Origin of the sequence: Bacteroides sp. 3_1_23, assembly GCF_000162555.1 — a bacterium.
GTDB classification, from domain to species: Bacteria; Bacteroidota; Bacteroidia; order Bacteroidales; family Bacteroidaceae; genus Bacteroides; species Bacteroides ovatus.
Map to the genome: position 1 here is coordinate 1,257,687 of NZ_GG774955.1, position 18,269 is coordinate 1,275,955.

The following is an 18,269-nucleotide window of genomic DNA, read 5'->3' on the forward strand; positions in this document are numbered from 1 at the left end:
ATGAATAAACCACAGAAATGAAGCCTTTGTAAAAAAGAAGTTCGGAAGAGAGGCAACTCTTCCGAACCCGTGAGATTTAAATTTTTCAATTACTTATGAAAAACCTAAAAATTGATACGCAAAAATATGGAAAATTCCTATTACAATCATGCAAATAGGGCATATTTTCTTTGTAAATCATATCTGTTTGTGAAATTTTTTGTTATTTTTCTATTTATAGCGAATGTAACTCTCGCTAATGGAAATGGAACGAGCGAACTCTATGATATAAAGAAAGGGACTCTACTGGAATATTTTAAAGATATAGAGAAAGAAACAGGCTACGTTTTCATCTATTCGAAAGATATCCGACCTAGTTTAAATCAAGTTGTCAGTGTAGATCTATCTAGGAAGAAGACAATCACAGAAAAATTGTCAGCCTTGTTTGAAAAGACAAATCTGGTATATGAAATAAATGGAAAACAGATTGTTGTAAAGAGAAAAACGGCAGTGAAAAAGAATCTTTCTTCACAGCCACAGGAACCTCGGAGAATAACCGGTACTATTACCGATACAAAAGGAGAACCGATTATCGGTGCCAATATCAAGGAAGTCGGTACATTTAACGGCATAATTTCCGATATAAACGGGCGCTTTGCCTTATCTGTAAATCCGAATGCAGTTTTGGAAATCAGTTATATCGGTTATGTCACGACGACAGTACCTGTAAAAGACAATAAAGTGCTTTCTATTGAAATAAAAGAAGCCGAGCAAAGTCTGGAGGAAGTCGTTGTTGTCGGCTACGGAAAGCAGAAGAAAGAAAGTGTGACAGCATCTATCGCTTCTATTTCGAGGAAAGAACTGGTACAGACACAACAATCCAATATTAGTAACATGCTGGTAGGACGAATGCCGGGATTGATTGCTTTTCAAAGAAGTGGTGCTCCCGGCGAAGACGCTTCCAGTCTGTTAATCAGAGGTGTCAGTACATTTACAGACAACACGGCTCCTTTAATAATGATCGATGGCATCGAACGAACTAATTTTGACGGCATAGATCCGAATGAAGTTGAATCATTGAATATACTTAAAGATGCTTCGGCAACAGCGATCTATGGAGTAAAGGGAGCTAACGGCGTAGTATTAATTACTACCCGTAAAGGGGAAAGAGGGCGTCCCCGGTTGAGCTATTCGGGTAATTTTGCTTTGCAGCAATCTACCCAGCTCCCCAGTTATCTGAATAGTGCGGATTATGCAACTTTATACAATGAAGCTTTAGAAAATGACTCCCGGGTTTCGGGTTCTACCTACCAACCGAAATTCACGGATAAAGATATTGAATTGTACAGAAATGGCTTTGATCCGATTTTGCATCCGAACACTAACTGGATAGACGATTTTCTTAGAAAGTTTTCTACCCGCACTCAACATAACATCAACCTTTCGGGTGGTACAGAACGTGTGAAATACTTTATATCGGGAAGTTATTTCGATCAGACCGGTATCTATAAACATACCAAGATAGATTCGGATCATGATGTAAATCCCCGTAACACCCGTTATAACTTCAGAACTAATTTCGATTTTCAGATAACGCGGGACTTTTCGGCAACTGTTCAAATGGCCGCCCAGATAGGCAGAGTGATTACTCCGGGCTCCGGTAACAGTGGAATCTGGCAAGCTATTTCTTTTGCCAATCCCTTGAGCTCTCCGGGATTGGTGGACAATAAAATTGTCCGCATACAGGATGGATTGGGAAGCGTCAATCCCTGGCAAACCTTATTAAGCAACGGTTATCAGAAAGATAATAGAAATAACATCAATACAACATTACGTCTGAATTATGATTTATCATCTTTGCTGACCAAAGGTTTGTCCGTACACGGGAGTATCGCGTATGATAGCTATTATTACAGCCGTAAGAAATATTCGAAAACCTTTCCTTATTATCTTGCGCGCCGTGATGCGGAAGATCCGGATTACATCTATCTGATCCCCCAATCAGAAGAGAGTATCTGGTCTGTAAGTACCGGATGGGATAAGAACCGGAAAGTATATATGGAGTTTGGAATTGATTATAATAGAACTTTCGGGCTTCATAAAACGACAGCACTTATTCTGTATAATCAGAGTAAATACTATTCCCCCTCCCTTCAATATTATGTACCTAATGCTTATCAGGGATTGGTAGGACGATTGACCTATGAATATGCCTCCCGTTATTTGGCAGAATTCAATATGGGATACAACGGAACCGAGAATTTTGCCAAAGGCAAACGGTTCGGATTTTTTCCTGCTGTTTCATTAGGTTGGGTCATCAGTGAAGAAAAGTTTTTTCCGAAAAACAATATCGTTAAATATCTAAAGGTGAGAGGGTCCTACGGAGAGGTAGGAAACGATCAGATAGGTGGTGATCGATTTTTGTATCTGCCGTCTTCTTATGGAGCAGCGAGCGATTCGGGTGTGAACAAGTATAATTTCGGTTTGGCTTCCAATCCGTATACTTCACTGATGATTGTTGAAAATAAAATCGGTAATCCTGATTTGACTTGGGAAAAGGCGAAAAAGATGAATGTCGGTGTAGATATTAATCTGTTCAATAATTGTCTGACTGCTTCATTTGATATATTCAAAGAAAAACGAAATAACATATTAGCCAACAGATCAACATCCCCCATGATTATAGGTGCTAATCTTCCTGCATATAATTTTGGAGAAATGGAAAATCGCGGTTGGGAAATGGACCTTAATTTTAGACATCATATACAAGATTTCCATTATTGGGCACGCTTCAATTATTCATTTGCGAGGAATGAAATCATCTACATGGATGAAGTGCAGAAGAGATATGATTATCAGATGACTACCGGAAGAAGAAAGAATCAGTTTTTCGGACTGATCTTTGACGGATACTATAACTCGTGGGAAGAAATCAATGCATTAGACCGTCCTAAAAGTTCATGGAGCGGGAATCAGTTGCAACCGGGAGACGTCAAGTATGTAGACGTCAATCAGGATGGAGTGATTGATGATTACGACATGGTTCCGATAGGATACACCCCCGTACCGGAGATTATTTACGGTTTCTCATTCGGAGCGCAATATAAAGGATTTGATTTCTCCATCTTATTTCAGGGAGCCGACAATGTATCCATTAAATATTTCGGACGGTCGATGTGGCCTTTCGCGAAAGGAGAAGAGAGTGCGAAATCTCTGATAAAAGAACGTTGGACACAGGAACGGTATGAGGCAGGAGAAAAGATCACCTTTCCCCGTTTGTCTCTGAATCCCAACGGAGAAACCGATCACAACTATCGTCCTTCTACTCTTTGGATACGGGATGCCAGTTATTTGCGATTGAAAAACCTCGAAGTAGGATATACATTTACCGGAGGTTTTGTCAAACGGCTTAACCTGAATAGTGTAAGATTATATTTCAACGGTTCCAATTTATTCACGTGGACAGATGTGGTAGATCTGGACCCGGAAGCACCTTCGAGAAGTGGAAATGTTGAAATCAATACATATCCGTTGCAGAAAGTATATAATATTGGTCTTAATATAAATTTTTGATAATCATGAAAAGAATAACATATATATGTGCAATACTTCTGTCGTCTGTATTGATGTTTTCGTGTAGTGACTATCTGGAAGCTCCGCCCTCTGTCGATTTGGATGAAGACGGTGTCTTTGCCGACAGGACTTTGACAGAACAATACATAACAGGCATCTATGCAGAAGGTATGCCGCTGGGGTTCTCGATGGGAAGTAGCGGGATCGACCGTAAATTGTGTGCAACCTCAACCCTGGCAGGAGCGTGTGATGAAGCCGAACAAGGTGCAAACTGGGGGAAGGGCAATGCCTCGTGGAACGTGGACAATCATAACAACAGCAGCATAGACTGGGATGAAGACCCCCGTCACAACACCCGTTGGCAGACATTACGAAAATGCAATATCGTGCTTGAACGTATTGACGAAGTGCCCGATGATCCGGGAGACGTTGATTTTAAGACACGTTCCAGAGGCGAAGCCTATTTTATGCGGGCTTTGGTCTTCTGGGAAGGAGTATATAGATATGGTGGACTGCCTATAATACACCGTAGAATAAATCCGTCGGAAGATGGTAAACTACCCCGTAATACATTTTCCGATTGTGTAGACTCCATTCTTGTCGATTGTGACCGGGCTGCCTCCATATTACCGGATTATTATACGAATTCGATATTGGTGGGACGGGCAAACAGGATAGCCGCCTTAGCCCTCAAATCCAGAGTACTCCTGTATGCGGCGAGTCCTTTGTTCAATACCGACGATCCGTACCTTCCTTTAAGTGGAAATAATGACCTGATAGGATATGGAAACTATAGTAAAGAACGCTGGAATGAAGCTGCTAAAGCAGCCAAGGCAGCCATTACCGCTGTTGAATCTTCTGGCTATTATGACTTGTACGATGAGGGAACACCTGAAACAAATTACGAACATGTGTGGACTGCTCCCGATAACAAAGAAATAATTCTGGCCAACAAAAAATATCGGAATTTCACAACAAGCAGTCATCCCATAACAAGCAATATACCGGCATGGGCGGGAAGTAGTTGGAGCGACGGCGGTCTTTTTACAACCTTCAATTTCGTGCGTTTCTATGAGAAAAAAGACGGGAACCAACAAACATGGAATATGGATGGTGGCGATGATCTGCTTGAAAAGTACGACGAACTGGACCCTCGTTTTGCGCAAACCATTGCAGCACATGGAGCTAACTGGAATACAGAGATTGGAATTCTTAATTTTCTGCCCGGTGGAGCTCACAATGTAGCCAATGATAAAACGAAACACCTGGTTCGCAAATGGGTACCTCGCGTACTAAGAGCAACGGCTCCGCGCAACTCCACTAATATGGACTGGATTGTCTTCCGGGTAGCCGAACTCTATCTGAATTATGCAGAAGCTTTGAATGAATATTATGAAACTCCCCCGAAAGAAGCATTCGATGCAGTCCTGAAAGTTCGTGAACGCTCCGGAATGCCGGGCTTTCCTTCCACTTTGAATAAAGAGCAGTTCAGGGAGAAACTGCGAAGAGAACGAGCCGTGGAACTGGCTTATGAAGATCATCGTTTCTGGGATATAAGACGTTGGCTGATAGCCGATGATGAAGGTGTTATGAAAGGTGCCATGTATGGATTGCAGCTCTCCGCTGTTACAGGAGCACCGGGTAAAGTACATTACAAACCTTATGTCTTTGAAAACAGATTATGGAGTGACCGTTCTTATTTACATCCTATCAAGCAGACCGAAATAGATAAAGGGTATATGCTTCAGAATCCGGGATGGTAAATATGTTCAATCAACTAAAAATAAAAGGTATGACAATAATAAACAGTATATACAAAGGGAAGCGTTATGCTATACTTTTGACTACTATTCTCACTTTTTATGCTCCCGTTTTGTTTGCTCAACGCATAGCCGACTCTGCACTTGTAGAAGTCGCCTATGGGCAACAACCGGAATGGAGGCGAACAAGTGCCATTTCTTCCATACGTGGGGAAGATTTGCTGAAAACTACTTCCGCAAGCTTGGGAAATAGTCTGCAAGGACAGCTTCCCGGACTAACATTGTTGCAACAAAGCGGAGAGCCCGGCTATGATTTCTCTATCGCGAATCTCTACCTCCGGGGACGTACTTCCTATGCAAGCGGACAAAAAATGCTGGTATATGTCGACGGTTTCGAAGCCCCGATTGAAAGTCTGTCCACTGCGGAAATCGAGTCTGTAACATTATTGAAAGACGCTTCGGCTCTGGCTTTATATGGTATGCGTGGTGCAAATGGTGTTTTATTGGTGACAACCAAGAAAGGATGCGTTTCCGCTCCGCAAGTCAGTATCCGTTTACAAACGGGAATACAACAACCGTTGGGCGTTCCCGATCCTATCAATGCGTATGATTATGCCACCTTATACAATCAGGCGCGTGTGAATGACGGATTGCCTCGTTTATACACTCCAGAGGAATTGAATGCCTATCAGAACAACACCGATCCTTACTTTTACCCCAATGTAAACTGGAAAAAGGCCATTTTGAATAATACAGCTCCTTTGAGTATGGCTGATTTAAGTTTTAAAGGAGGAGGAGATGTGGTGCAATACTATGTAATGATGAATCTTTTGCAGAACATCGGTTTCTACAAAGACACCGATAAAAAACGCCGGGAAAACTCGAATGCCTATTATGCGAGCTTTAATTTCAGGTCTAATTTGAATATCCAGATAAGCAAACACCTGTCTACCGGACTCAATTTTAGCGGGAGTGTAGGTAATCGCTCTATTCCCGGAGGCAGCAGTTCTGCCAACGGACTTTTGGGAGCGATATGGAGAACAGCTCCGAATGCATTTCCGGTGTACAACCCCGACGGATCGTATGGAGGAAATGCCGCTTTTACCAACCCGGTCGGTAATATCGTCAGCAGAGGGCTTTATAAAGAAAACAGCCGGACTTTCCAACTGATTTTTATGCCTAAATACGACCTGGAGAAACTGACAAAGGGATTAAGTGTCAGTGCCGGTATTGCCTACAACAACTATATGGCGGATTCATCTATAAAGAATCAGAATTATGCCCGTTATTCTCTTTCCAAAGGAGCAGGGGGAGAGGTGCTATATACACCCTACGGCGCTGATTCTCCTTTGGAATCCGATGAAGGATTCCGTACTGACTGGAGCCGTCTGAACTTTAAGGCACAGTTGGATTATGATCGCGTTTTCAAGCAACATCAACTCACTGCCAGCATCTTTTTCCTGTCTGATTTATATCAGAAATATGGAAGTCGTGATGACATTAAATACTTGAATTATGCAGGGCGGGTAACTTACTCTTATAATCAAAAATACATAGGAGAATTTGCAGCTTCATATACAGGTTGTGATGATTATGCTCCTGGAAAAAGATATGGATTCTTTCCCGCTTTCTCCGCCGGATGGATACTGTCGAAAGAAAACTTCATGAAAAATATCAACTGGGTTGAATATTTGAAACTAAGAGCATCTATCGGACTGGTTGGAAACAATCAGAATGAGAATGGACGTTATCTGTTCGACCAGACTTATAGCAGTAACGGCTCCTATTTTTTAGGTACAGGGTCGTCATCAACAGGCGGGTTTCGGGCAGATATGATTGCTAATCCCGATATTAGTTGGGAGAAGGAACGTGTATTCAATATCGGATTGGATGCAGTTTTACTGAAAGGGCTGTCGGTAGAATTCGATTATTTCCATAAAGAAAGATATGATATCCTGTCACAGCCGTATTCCACTATTCCCGGATTTGTTGGAGCCTCTTATGGCGACATATTGCCTTATATGAATGTAGGTAAAGTAAAGAATCAAGGTTTCGAGGGTACGATCAGGTACGAAAGCAGTCTTAAAAACAACTTCACCTATTACGTTGAAACATCGGCGTGGTATGCAAAGAATGAAATTGTCGATATGGCGGAAGAAGTGAAACTCTACGATTATCAATATCGTAAAGGACGTTCCGTGAATACTCCTTTTGTACTTGTTGCTGACGGACTGTATCAGGAGAGTGATTTCGATTCGAATGGAAGTCTGAAGTCACATTTACCGGTACCGCAGTTTGGAGAAGTAAACCCCGGTGATATAAAATATATCGATAAAAATGGTGATGGAGTAGTCGATTCCAATGACTCCTATCCTGTGGGATATTCTAATATTCCGGAGTGGAATTATGCTTTGAAAATAGGCTTTGAATGGAAAGGGATAGACGTTGAGGCTTTATTTCATGGCGTTGCCAATAGAGACATCTATTTGAGCGGGCCGTTGGCTTATTCCTTTACCGACAATGGCTCTGCTTCAAAACTGGCTCTCGACAGCTGGACACCGGAGAATCCCAATGCTTCTTATCCCCGTTTGTCTACCCGGACATTTGAAAACAATTACCGGATATCTACATATTGGAAAAGAAACGGAAACTACTTCAGAATGAAGAATATCCGGATTGGATATACCTTCCCCCAGTCAATAGCAAGAGCGATAAAATTGTCCAGATTGTATGTGTATGCTAATGCGAGCAATCTTTTCACCGTGAGTCATCTTGACGGATTGGCCGACCCGGAAAGCAGTTCTTTGATTACATATCCGTTGACACGTTCCTACAACCTGGGAATAAAAATTGATTTTTAATAGGTAAGAACAAAAATATAATAATTATGAAATACCCAATAGGTTTATCTATCATATTGAATGCTCTTGCTGCTATCAGCATATTGTCCGGATGCAGTGATTATCTGGACAGAGAGTATGATTCGTTTATCGACAACGAGATGACCTTTACTTCCTATGAACGTACAAGCAAATTTCTAGTCAATGCTTATCGGTATCTGCCTGATGGTTTCAACCGTATCGGTTCCGAAGCTATGTTGGATGCCGCTACCGATGATGCCGAACATGCTAATGCCTCCTGCAACATCCAGCACTTCAACACCGGAGCCTGGAATTCAAGGTCCAATCCGGATGATTTGTGGAATAAGTATTACGCAGGAATTCGCATAGCGAATGAATTTATAGAAAATGTAGACAGAGTGAATCTGGATAAATACAGACTCGATCCGGATAATCAGAATGAATATCAGAACCGTCTGAATGACTTGAAAACATGGAAATATGAGGCCCGTTTTTTAAGAGCGTTTTTCCATTTCGAGCTGGTGAAACGTTTCGGACCTGTACCTGTGATTACTTCTACACTATCCGTCAATGCGGATTATTCGGAGACTCCACGCCCGTCTATGGACGATTGCATCTCATTCATCTCCAGCGAATGTGATAAGGTAGCCGAAGTGCTCGATTTAACTCCGGGACGAGGAATCGATTCGGATTTGGGACGTGCAACGAAGGGAGCCGCATTGGCTTTGAAAAGCAGAGTTTTATTGTATGCGGCCAGTCCCTTGTATCTGGACTGGCAGAATTTTTCGGAAAGCGATCTTCCTTCCGATATGGAGAAATGGAAAGCTGCGGCACAGGCTGCGAAAGACGTAATTGATCTGGGCATATATTCGTTGTATGGCAGTTATGCCACTTTATTCAAGAATAACTTTCAGAATTCCGAGTTTATTCTGATGCGTCGTTACGGAAACAGTTCCGACTTTGAAAAATACAACTTTCCTGTCAGTTATGGTGGGGTAGGCGGCATCAATCCTTCGTTGAATCTGGTAGACTCTTATGAAATGAAAGATGGCAGCTATTTTAGTTGGGAGAATGAGGAAAATGCCGTTCGTCCGCAATTCTACCGGGATGACAGGTTGAATGCTACCATTCTGCTGAATGATTCCGTTTGGAAAAGCACGGCGGTAGAGAATTGGGACGGTGGAAAAGACGGTCTGGGCGTTACCAATGCAACCAAAACCGGATTCTATCTGAAAAAATACCTCAATGAAGATGTGAATATCCAAACCGGCGGAGGAAGTCAGGGACATATCTGGCCGTTGTTTCGTTTAGCGGAGATTTACCTGAATTATGCGGAAGCCTTGAACGAATACGATCCCGAAAATGCGGATATAGCAGAATACGTCAATCGAGTGCGCAGCCGTGCCGGACAACCGAATCTGCCTTCCGGATTGACGCAGGACGAAATGCGTGAGCGTATCCGGCGTGAACGTCGTGTCGAACTGGCATTTGAGGAGCATCGTTCGTGGGATGTAAGACGGTGGAAGATTGCGCAAGAAACACTCGGAGGAGATTTGCTAGGTCTTGAAATCACCCGTAAGAATCAGGCTCGAAGAGCTGTTACCCGGAATTCCGTAATACCGGCTAACGAAGTTCCGGAAGGATGGCATTATTACGATGGGGACGAATTCAATGATTTGGTCATAAACAACTCATATTGGGGACAGTATGGAAGCGACACTCCGGTAGGAAACTCCCAGTATGGACAACCCACCGGAAATATCCAGACTTATCGTAAAAAACAGATTACGATTGAGAAAGGGAGTGGCGGATTGAGCTTTGCCCGGATAGCAGCCACCAAGGACGACAATCCACCGGCTCCGACATTAAGCACTGCCAGTACGAGAGAAGGATGGTGGTCGGGAGCTTTGTCCAGCCGGGATACCGACAAATATGGTTATCAGGGGAAATATTACCCTCTGCATTCCCGCATTGAGATTCGTGCAAAAATACCTTATATATATGGTATATGGATGGGACCGTGGTGTCGTCATTATGCAGGAGCCAGTGTTGCGGAACTTGACATCGAAGAGTTTTTCGTCAAGGAATTTGAGAATACGGCTTCACCCCGCCGGCTTAGCCAAGCTTTACATTTGCATGATAATAAAACAGGCAATCTGGGAATCAACGTGAATGGGTACGGACGACATACAGTGCTTGATTTTGATCCGGGAGCAGACTTCCATACGTATGGCGTTCAGGTAGATCCGGACCCGGTTTCTCCGGATAAGCATGCTATCATCAGCTACCTGTTGGATGGTAAAGTAACCAATACATTCAAGACGATTGACTATGATGACAGATATAATACATTTATAACCAAAGCAATAGCGGAGGGAAGAGAAAAGCGAACCTGGGACATTGCGATAACCGGACAAATCGGAGGAAAGAATGAAAATGGTATCGGCTATCCCGAAGACAGGAATGCCAATTTGAGAAACGTTTCGATGGATGTAGATTGGGTACGTGTATTTACCCGGGATGAAACAGAACCAGAGATTCCTGAAAAGCCGGAATATCCCGTCGAGAAGTTTGATTATTCCCGTGCTGTGGTAGAAAAGAGAGTGTTTGATTCTAAAATGTATTGGTATCCCATACCTGAAAGTGAGATTCTGCAGTTGAAGAACTGGAAACAGAATCCGGGTTGGTAAATCATTAAAAAGAAATATCATGTTGAAAATAAAGATTCTAATAATCATATTTTGCTGTATCGGGGTGGTGAAAGCCCAAACCGTTATTCCTCCTTCATCAGAAACCCCTCCCGGATGGATTTATTACGATGGAGACGAGTTTAACGGAGATGTGATTGACTCCCGGTATTGGGGAATATATGGTTCCCAAAAAGTGGGGCGACCCACCTATAATCAGGAAAATAAAGCCATGCTTCAGACATACCGTCCGGAGCAGGTCTTTATCGAAACCCTTCCTACAGGAGAGAAGATTTGTCGAATTCGCTCATTCAAAAGTAAAGATGCGCCCAGTCCCGTTCATCCCAGTGTGAAGAGCAAGACCGGATGGTGGTCGGGAGCGCTGTCCAGCAGAGATTCCGATACGGAGAAATATTATCCTCTTTTCTGCCGCATAGAGATCAAAGCCAAAGTCCCATATCTATATGGGCTTTGGAATGCACTTTGGTTGAGGCATTATAAAGGAGCTGGAGTAGCCGAAATAGATATACTGGAGTTTTTTACCAAAGCTTTCGGGGAAAATCCTTATCCGGCCAAAGCGAATCAAACCTTGCATTTGTTCAATTCGGAAACGCAAAAGTTGGGAATCAATCTACCCAAAGGTCAGATACGATATACTGAAATCGGAGACGATAAGCCGGGAGATAATTTCCATGTATATGCGGTTCAGATAGATCCCGATCCTGTTGATAACAATCATGCCATCATTACGTTTCTGATAGATAATAAAGTCAATTACCAGATACATACCCGTACACAGTTGGGGGATGCATATACTGATTTTATCACTAAGGCTCGTAAAGAGAATCGGCTGGACAGAGTTTGGGATATTGCTGTCACCGGGCAGGTAGGAGCATTTGACAAGTTGGATGTCGGCTATCCTGCGGAGGAATTGCAGCAATTTGATTTCGATATTGATTGGATAAGAGTTTATGTTCGCGATCCGCATACCCGGATCGTCGGAAATAGTAAACTACCTCATACTCCGGAAGCGGATTCATTTGTTAAAGATTTGCTCTCACGGATGACTGTGGAAGAGAAGATCGGCCAGTTATCCCAATACGTAGGCCGTACCCTTCTAACCGGTCCTGAATCAGAATATTTGAGCGATTCATTGATAGCACGCGGACTTGTAGGTTCTGTTTTGAATATATCCGGTGCAAAGACATTGCGTGATTTGCAGGAAAAGAATATGCGTCATTCCCGGATAAAGATACCGATTCTTTTTGGGATGGACGTGATTCATGGATATAAGACAATCTTTCCGACTCCTTTGGCGGAATCGTGTAGTTGGGATTTAGCAGCGATCGAACGAGCTGCCAAGATTGCTGCGATTGAATCCTCGGCAGCCGGACTACATTGGACGTTCGCTCCTATGGTCGACATCGCAAGAGACGCCCGTTGGGGCAGGGTAGTGGAAGGAGCAGGAGAAGACACCTACCTGGGAAGTGAAATAGCCAAAGCAAGAGTGAATGGTTTTCAGTGGAATCTTTGGGAGAATAATTCAGTATTGGCATGTGCAAAGCATTGGGTAGCTTACGGACTTCCCCAGGCGGGAAGAGATTATGCTCCGGTGGATATGTCGGAACGGACTTTGTTTGATACTTATCTACCTCCTTTTAAGGCTTGCATTGATGCGGGAGTACTTACTTTTATGAGTGCTTTCAATGATATAAATGGTATTCCTGCGTCCGCACATCCGTTCCTGCTCAAAGACTTATTGAGAGGGCAATGGAATTTCAATGGTTTTGTGGTAAGCGATTGGGAAGCAGTGAAGCAGCTGGTGGCGCAGGGAGTGGCGGAAGACGATAAAGACGCTACCCGTCTGGCTTTCAATTCCGGCATCGACATGGATATGACGGATGGGCTCTATAATAAATACATGAAAGAACTGATAGAAGCCGGTAAAATCAGTATGGAAGATGTCGACAATTCCGTCAGTCGGATTCTGCATATCAAATATGCTTTGGGACTGTTTGTTGATCCATATAAATTCTGTAATGAAGAATACGAATCGCAGACAATCATGAAAAAAGAATTTCTGGATGCAGCACTGGACATGGCTCATAAATCGGCTGTCCTGCTGAAGAATGACAATCATACATTACCGCTGGCAAAAAATGTCCGTTCCATTGCCGTGGTAGGTCCGCTGGCCGATAATCAGACCGAACTGCTGGGCTCGTGGAGAGCAAGAGGGGAAGATCGCCATGTGACGACTGTATTGCAGGGCATAAAGAACAAAATCGGCGGTAACAAAACGAAAGTTGGATATGCCCGTGGTTGCGATTTTGACGGAGAAGATAAGTCAGGATTCAAAGAAGCAGTGAAATTGGCTTCCAAAAGTGATATGGTGATTGCCGTTGTCGGTGAAAAAGCTTTGATGAGTGGCGAATCGAGAAGCCGTGCCCAACTGGATTTGCCGGGTGTGCAGGAAGAATTGATAAAAGAACTGGTTGCCACAGGGAAACCCGTTGTCGTCGTATTGATGAATGGGCGTCCGCTGTCTATCGAATGGGTGGACAAGAACGTATCGGCCATTCTCGAAACCTGGTTTTTAGGTACTTCTGCAGGAACCGCTATTGCTGATATACTGTTCGGTGATTATAATCCTTCCGGAAGATTGACCATTTCTTTTCCACGGGTAGAGGGACAAGTACCGGTTTACTATAACTATAAGAAGTCCGGACGTCCGGGAGATATGCCCCATTCCTCAACCACCCGGCATATCGATGTTCCGAATGCTCCGCTCTATCCTTTTGGTTACGGTTTGAGTTATACCACATTCAGTTATTCAGCTCCGCAGAGCACCCAAAAAGAATATACGCGACAGGAGACCATCTCCGTTTCGGTGACAGTAACCAATACCGGAGACAGAGATGGCGAAGAGACTGTGCAACTGTATGTGAATGATAAAGTTGCTTCTGTTGTGCGTCCGGTAAAGGAGTTGAAGGCATTCAAGAAAATATTCCTGAAAGCGGGGGAGTCAAAGACCGTTCAGTTTGACATTTCTCCTTTAGCTTTAGGCTTTTATGATGCTGCCATGAACTATGTGGTAGAACCCGGTGAATTTGAAATTATGACCGGCTGCAACAGTAATGATTTACAAACCATATCGGTCAAACTAATAAATTAGAAGGAGGAACCGTTCTATGAGAAATTGGATAATTGTATTTTTTGTCATCTTTGCCGCTCGGCTTTCTGCACATGACGGTGACAGTATAAAGATCACACACGGTCCTTACCTGTGTGATATGAGTACCGACGGCGTGACAGTGGTATGGACTACAAACAAACCTGCTCTTTCGTGGGTGGAAGTGGCGCCTGCCGGTGAAGATCATTTCTATGGGAAGGAACGTCCGCGATATTACGATACGGAGTCCGGACGTAAGCGGGCCAATGATACAATCCACCGTGTACGCATCAAACATTTGGAACCCGGCAGGGAATACAGATACCGGATTTTTTCGAGAGAAGTTGTCTCCTGGCCTTCGAGTGACTGGGTAACTTATGGATTGATTGCTGCTTCAAATGTATACAAGCAAGAACCTTTCAGATTCAGAACTTTCGACGACCGGAAGAAAGAAATTTCCTTTCTGGTATTAAATGATATTCACGGGCGGAGTGACTATATGAAGTCTCTGTGTCGGGAAGTAGATTTCAAATCTCTTGATTTCGTTTTGCTTAATGGAGATATGTCGTCATGGGTAGAGGGGCAGGAGCAGATATGTAAAGATTATATTGATGCTTGTGTCGAATTGTTTGCGTCCGAAGTGCCTATTGTTTTCAATCGGGGAAACCATGAAACACGTGGAGTTTATTCCGATGCGTTGATAAAGTATTTTCCTACGTCTACCGGAACTTTTTATTATCGTTTCAACATAGGTAAGGTTTGTTTTCTTGTTCTTGATTCCGGTGAAGATAAGCCGGATTCGGATTTGGAGTATGCCGGTATTGCCGACTATGACAATTATCGAGAAGAAGAAACCCTATGGTTGCGGAGTGTGGTGGAAGAAAACGATTTTAAGCAATCATCCCTTCGGATCGCATTCCTGCACATCCCGCCGACGATAGGCAACTGGCATGGAAACTATCATTTGCAGCAAACCTTGTTGCCCGTTTTAAATACGGCTGGAATTGATCTGATGTTATCCGGACACACTCATAAATATTATTTCCGTGAATCAGAACCCGATAAAGCCAACTTTCCCATCCTTGTCAATGATAATAACAGCTATCTGCTTTGTAAGATAAAAGATGGAAAAATGGTGATTGATGTGGTAGGAGCGAATGGAAAAGACAAGAAGCAACATCAGTTTGATGTGAAATTTTAGTCAAATACCATTAGATTCCAATAGTATAGTTATTTATAATTTAATGTAATCATGAAGATGAAAACTATAATAAAATTATTATTTGTATTTTCGTTGCCATTTATTTTCTGTCGTTGTGCCGACGACGGGATACACTATGAACGGGAAATCAATGTTCCCGAAGGTATCTATCTGACGGGGAGTGCGTCCCAATTCTCGGTAGAGGCAATCAATGGTAAAATGAATGTGATAAAAGAGGGCACTTTGGTCGCATTGAACACATGGCTGACATCCAGCGGAGATTTTTATATCTCTTTAGTCGGACCGGATGGGCAACCAGTTTATTATGGGCAGGGAGCGCTTTTGCAAAACGACAACAGTGAGGTGTCAACTTATTCTTTGGCTCCTGGAACCGGCGGTTTCAGAGTAATGGAAGATGGATTGTATCAGCTAATTGTGAATCCTTTATTGAAACAGGTTAATATTGTTCCATTCAATTTCCGTTTGACGAGTAAATTCGAACTGACAGAAGACGGTGAAAACGAACTCTTTCTTCAAAAACCGTCTTACGACCATATTAACCATGTGGCTACCTGGGTGTCCAGTGGCGAGTTAGAAGTGATATTACCGGCAGAGTTTTCGTTTAATTATACCGATAATACATCTTTTGATGTGAAGGAAACAGATACGGAGAAATATACATTCTCTTCTATGTACACCGGAACGGGAGGAAGTATAAAAATGAATGTTTTAACTGAAGAATATGCCGAACTAACCAACCAGTCGCAAGTGCAGCTCAATCTTAAAAACAAAGGTGAGTATAAAGTAACGCTTCAATATGAAGTCTTGACAGGAAAATTCTTTGCGAAGATGACGGGCAATGAGATCATAGAACCCGAACCGGAGGGGTATCCGGAGAAACTATATATGATTGGAGATGAATTTGGAAACTGGAATTGGAATTCGACAAATGTGGTAGAGATGGCCCCTGTGGGACAGCTTGGCAATGGTGCATTCTGGACTATCAAGTATTTCAATGCTGGTCAGGGAATTAAATGGGCATCGGAAAAATCTGATGCGGAAAGTTTTGCCTCTTTGGGTACAAATGTCAATTATGTTGTAGGCAGTAACGGAAGAGCGACGGTAGAAACAAGCGGCCTGTATTTGGTATATGTAGATATGAACCGTAATCTTATAACTTTTGAGAAACCTGCCGTTTATGGAATAGGTGAGTGTTTTGACGGACAGGAAGTATCGTTCGATCTTTCCGGGCAGAATTTCTCTGCTGTCACTACAACACAAGGCAATCTTCAGATGTATGCAACTTCCGACTATAACAATAGAGACTGGAACACTATGGAATTCAACATCTATAATGGACAAATCTATTATCGTGGTGTAGGTGCTACACTGGAACCGGTTCCTGTTGCTTCTAATATACCAATAGAACTTGATTTCTCTCAAGATAGAGGTAAAATAGCTGTGACTTTTGCCTCTCCAAGTGATGTCCCCTCAACAGCGAAGGCTATTTATATGGTTGGCGATGAATTTGGAAACATGAATTGGGGCTCGGATGGGGTTATCTCATTAGATAAGGTTTGGAACAGTGCCGACCGATGGATACATATTAATTATTTCAATGCCGGAACTAAACTTCGTTTCTCTACATCCAAGATATTTGGTGATGGAGAGTTTACCGGACTGACTAATAATGTAGGCTTCGAAATCTCTGACGAAGGACTGGTGGTTATCCCCCAAAGTGGTACTTATATCATTTTCGTTGATTTAGGTTCGAAGACCATCTCCATCCAAAAGCCTGTAATCTATGGGTATGGAACGGCAGCCGGAGGAAACAACGAAAAGATCTTGCCTTTTACGGAAAGTAGCGACGGGAAAACATTCTCTGTTACTTTACCTAATGGAGGACGTTTCAGAATACATCCTTATATTCCTGCTTTTGATAATCTTAATCCTTCATTTGGTGCTTGGAAACGCGAATATGCTGTTAATCCGGAGACTCTTGAAATCTATTTGCGTAAAGAGGGCATGGATGAACCGAACAAAGATTATGTATGGGCTGCCAACACTATAATAACTCTTGATTTCAGGGCAGCGAAAGGAACGATAGTAGTTCCTTAGCCCGGTCTGCTCCAAGAAAAATTGTAGCTGATTATATTTTTATATCACTTTTACCCTCACACCCTCACACTTTCGTTCAATCCCTTTATTCATCGTGGTTGCAAGGTGTGGGGGAACGCGTGGCAGTAGGGTGAGGGTAACTTTTTACCCTCACCCTATTTAATTTTAGTTTTACTTTTAATTTGTTGATTTATAGTGAAATACACTTCTGTTTGGATGTAAACAACTAATCTCATATCTCACTATTTTGATCCTTTTTCTATCATATAAATGCCGAAAGTGTGTCATTAGTATCTGCTTTTGAAGTACCGTCTCTTATTCTATATTCTTTCATCAATTATAGGTTAATACCTAATGATCTTTCTGTAAACTCTTAATGCTTCTTATGGGCTCACTATAGTAGATAGACTTGTTTACAGTAGTGAGCTTGTTTGTCTACATTTGATAGCTTATTTGTTCACATTGGTGAGCCCTTACTAATCACTAAGCGAGAATGCATACTATTCTCGAACATTTCCGTTCTGCACTCTGTAATCTGAAAAAAGGAGGTATTGACCTAAGTTTAAATAAATGGGTTGAGCTGGTAAGTCTTCGTACAACAGATTTTTCCCTTACAGGCATCTTCTTGCTTTTTCCTTTTTCGCCTTTACGCGCCCGCGTGTGATATAATAATGTGTATCCCTCTCATCGTTTCCGCGCACAATTTCCCTATACATAAAAAATATGTTCTACAACATCGTTATGCGTCAGCACTTTAGCAAATGTATTCAAAAATACTTAGAAAAAATAGTTTGATATATTTGGAGTGTATGCCAAAAGGGCGTACTTTTGCACCCGCTTTCCAAGAGAAGAAAGCCTTGAAAAATTGACTTAGTGAAAAAGTGGAATCCCACTTGAAGAAAAGAACAAAAACTTCCGAAA

General features: G+C 42.5%; 7 protein-coding genes. All 7 read left to right on the forward strand.

Annotated features, from left to right (window positions below):
- The first annotated feature begins 126 nt into the window (after positions 1–126).
- Genes HMPREF9010_RS01965 through HMPREF9010_RS01935 form a run of 7 tightly spaced genes read left to right on the forward strand, consistent with a single transcriptional unit; the run spans position 127 to position 17,348 of the window.
- Positions 127–3,552 (forward strand): TonB-dependent receptor, encoded by a 3,426-nt coding sequence (locus tag HMPREF9010_RS01965; protein ID WP_008025355.1) that lies wholly within the window; start codon positions 127–129, stop codon positions 3,550–3,552.
- Between the two features lie 5 nt (positions 3,553–3,557).
- On the forward strand, positions 3,558–5,315 hold the full coding sequence (locus HMPREF9010_RS01960; RefSeq protein ID WP_022199540.1) for a RagB/SusD family nutrient uptake outer membrane protein: 1,758 nt from the start codon (positions 3,558–3,560) through the stop codon (positions 5,313–5,315).
- A 29-nt stretch (positions 5,316–5,344) separates the two neighbouring features.
- Positions 5,345–8,173 (forward strand): SusC/RagA family TonB-linked outer membrane protein, encoded by a 2,829-nt coding sequence (locus HMPREF9010_RS01955; protein ID WP_083792403.1) that lies wholly within the window; start codon positions 5,345–5,347, stop codon positions 8,171–8,173.
- Between the two features lie 26 nt (positions 8,174–8,199).
- Complete coding sequence (locus HMPREF9010_RS01950) at positions 8,200–10,863, forward strand: RagB/SusD family nutrient uptake outer membrane protein (protein WP_008651528.1); 2,664 nt, start codon at positions 8,200–8,202, stop codon at positions 10,861–10,863.
- 19 nt (positions 10,864–10,882) lie between these two features.
- Positions 10,883–14,032, forward strand: a complete 3,150-nt coding sequence (locus HMPREF9010_RS01945; RefSeq protein ID WP_008651530.1) for a glycoside hydrolase family 3 N-terminal domain-containing protein — start codon at positions 10,883–10,885, stop codon at positions 14,030–14,032.
- 16 nt (positions 14,033–14,048) lie between these two features.
- The gene (locus HMPREF9010_RS01940) at positions 14,049–15,230 is read left to right on the forward strand and encodes a metallophosphoesterase (protein WP_004296678.1); all 1,182 of its coding nucleotides are present in this window, start codon (positions 14,049–14,051) and stop codon (positions 15,228–15,230) included.
- A 57-nt stretch (positions 15,231–15,287) separates the two neighbouring features.
- On the forward strand, positions 15,288–17,348 hold the full coding sequence (locus HMPREF9010_RS01935; RefSeq protein WP_232284380.1) for a SusF/SusE family outer membrane protein: 2,061 nt from the start codon (positions 15,288–15,290) through the stop codon (positions 17,346–17,348).
- The last annotated feature ends 921 nt before the right edge of the window (positions 17,349–18,269 follow it).

Coding starts and splice junctions, on each gene's coding strand:
- HMPREF9010_RS01965 (WP_008025355.1), top strand. CDS start 127: ATGGAAAATTCCTATTACAATCATGCAAATAGGGCATATTTTCTTTGT.
- HMPREF9010_RS01960 (WP_022199540.1), top strand. CDS start 3,558: ATGAAAAGAATAACATATATATGTGCAATACTTCTGTCGTCTGTATTG.
- HMPREF9010_RS01955 (WP_083792403.1), top strand. CDS start 5,345: ATGACAATAATAAACAGTATATACAAAGGGAAGCGTTATGCTATACTT.
- HMPREF9010_RS01950 (WP_008651528.1), top strand. CDS start 8,200: ATGAAATACCCAATAGGTTTATCTATCATATTGAATGCTCTTGCTGCT.
- HMPREF9010_RS01945 (WP_008651530.1), top strand. CDS start 10,883: ATGTTGAAAATAAAGATTCTAATAATCATATTTTGCTGTATCGGGGTG.
- HMPREF9010_RS01940 (WP_004296678.1), top strand. CDS start 14,049: ATGAGAAATTGGATAATTGTATTTTTTGTCATCTTTGCCGCTCGGCTT.
- HMPREF9010_RS01935 (WP_232284380.1), top strand. CDS start 15,288: ATGAAAACTATAATAAAATTATTATTTGTATTTTCGTTGCCATTTATT.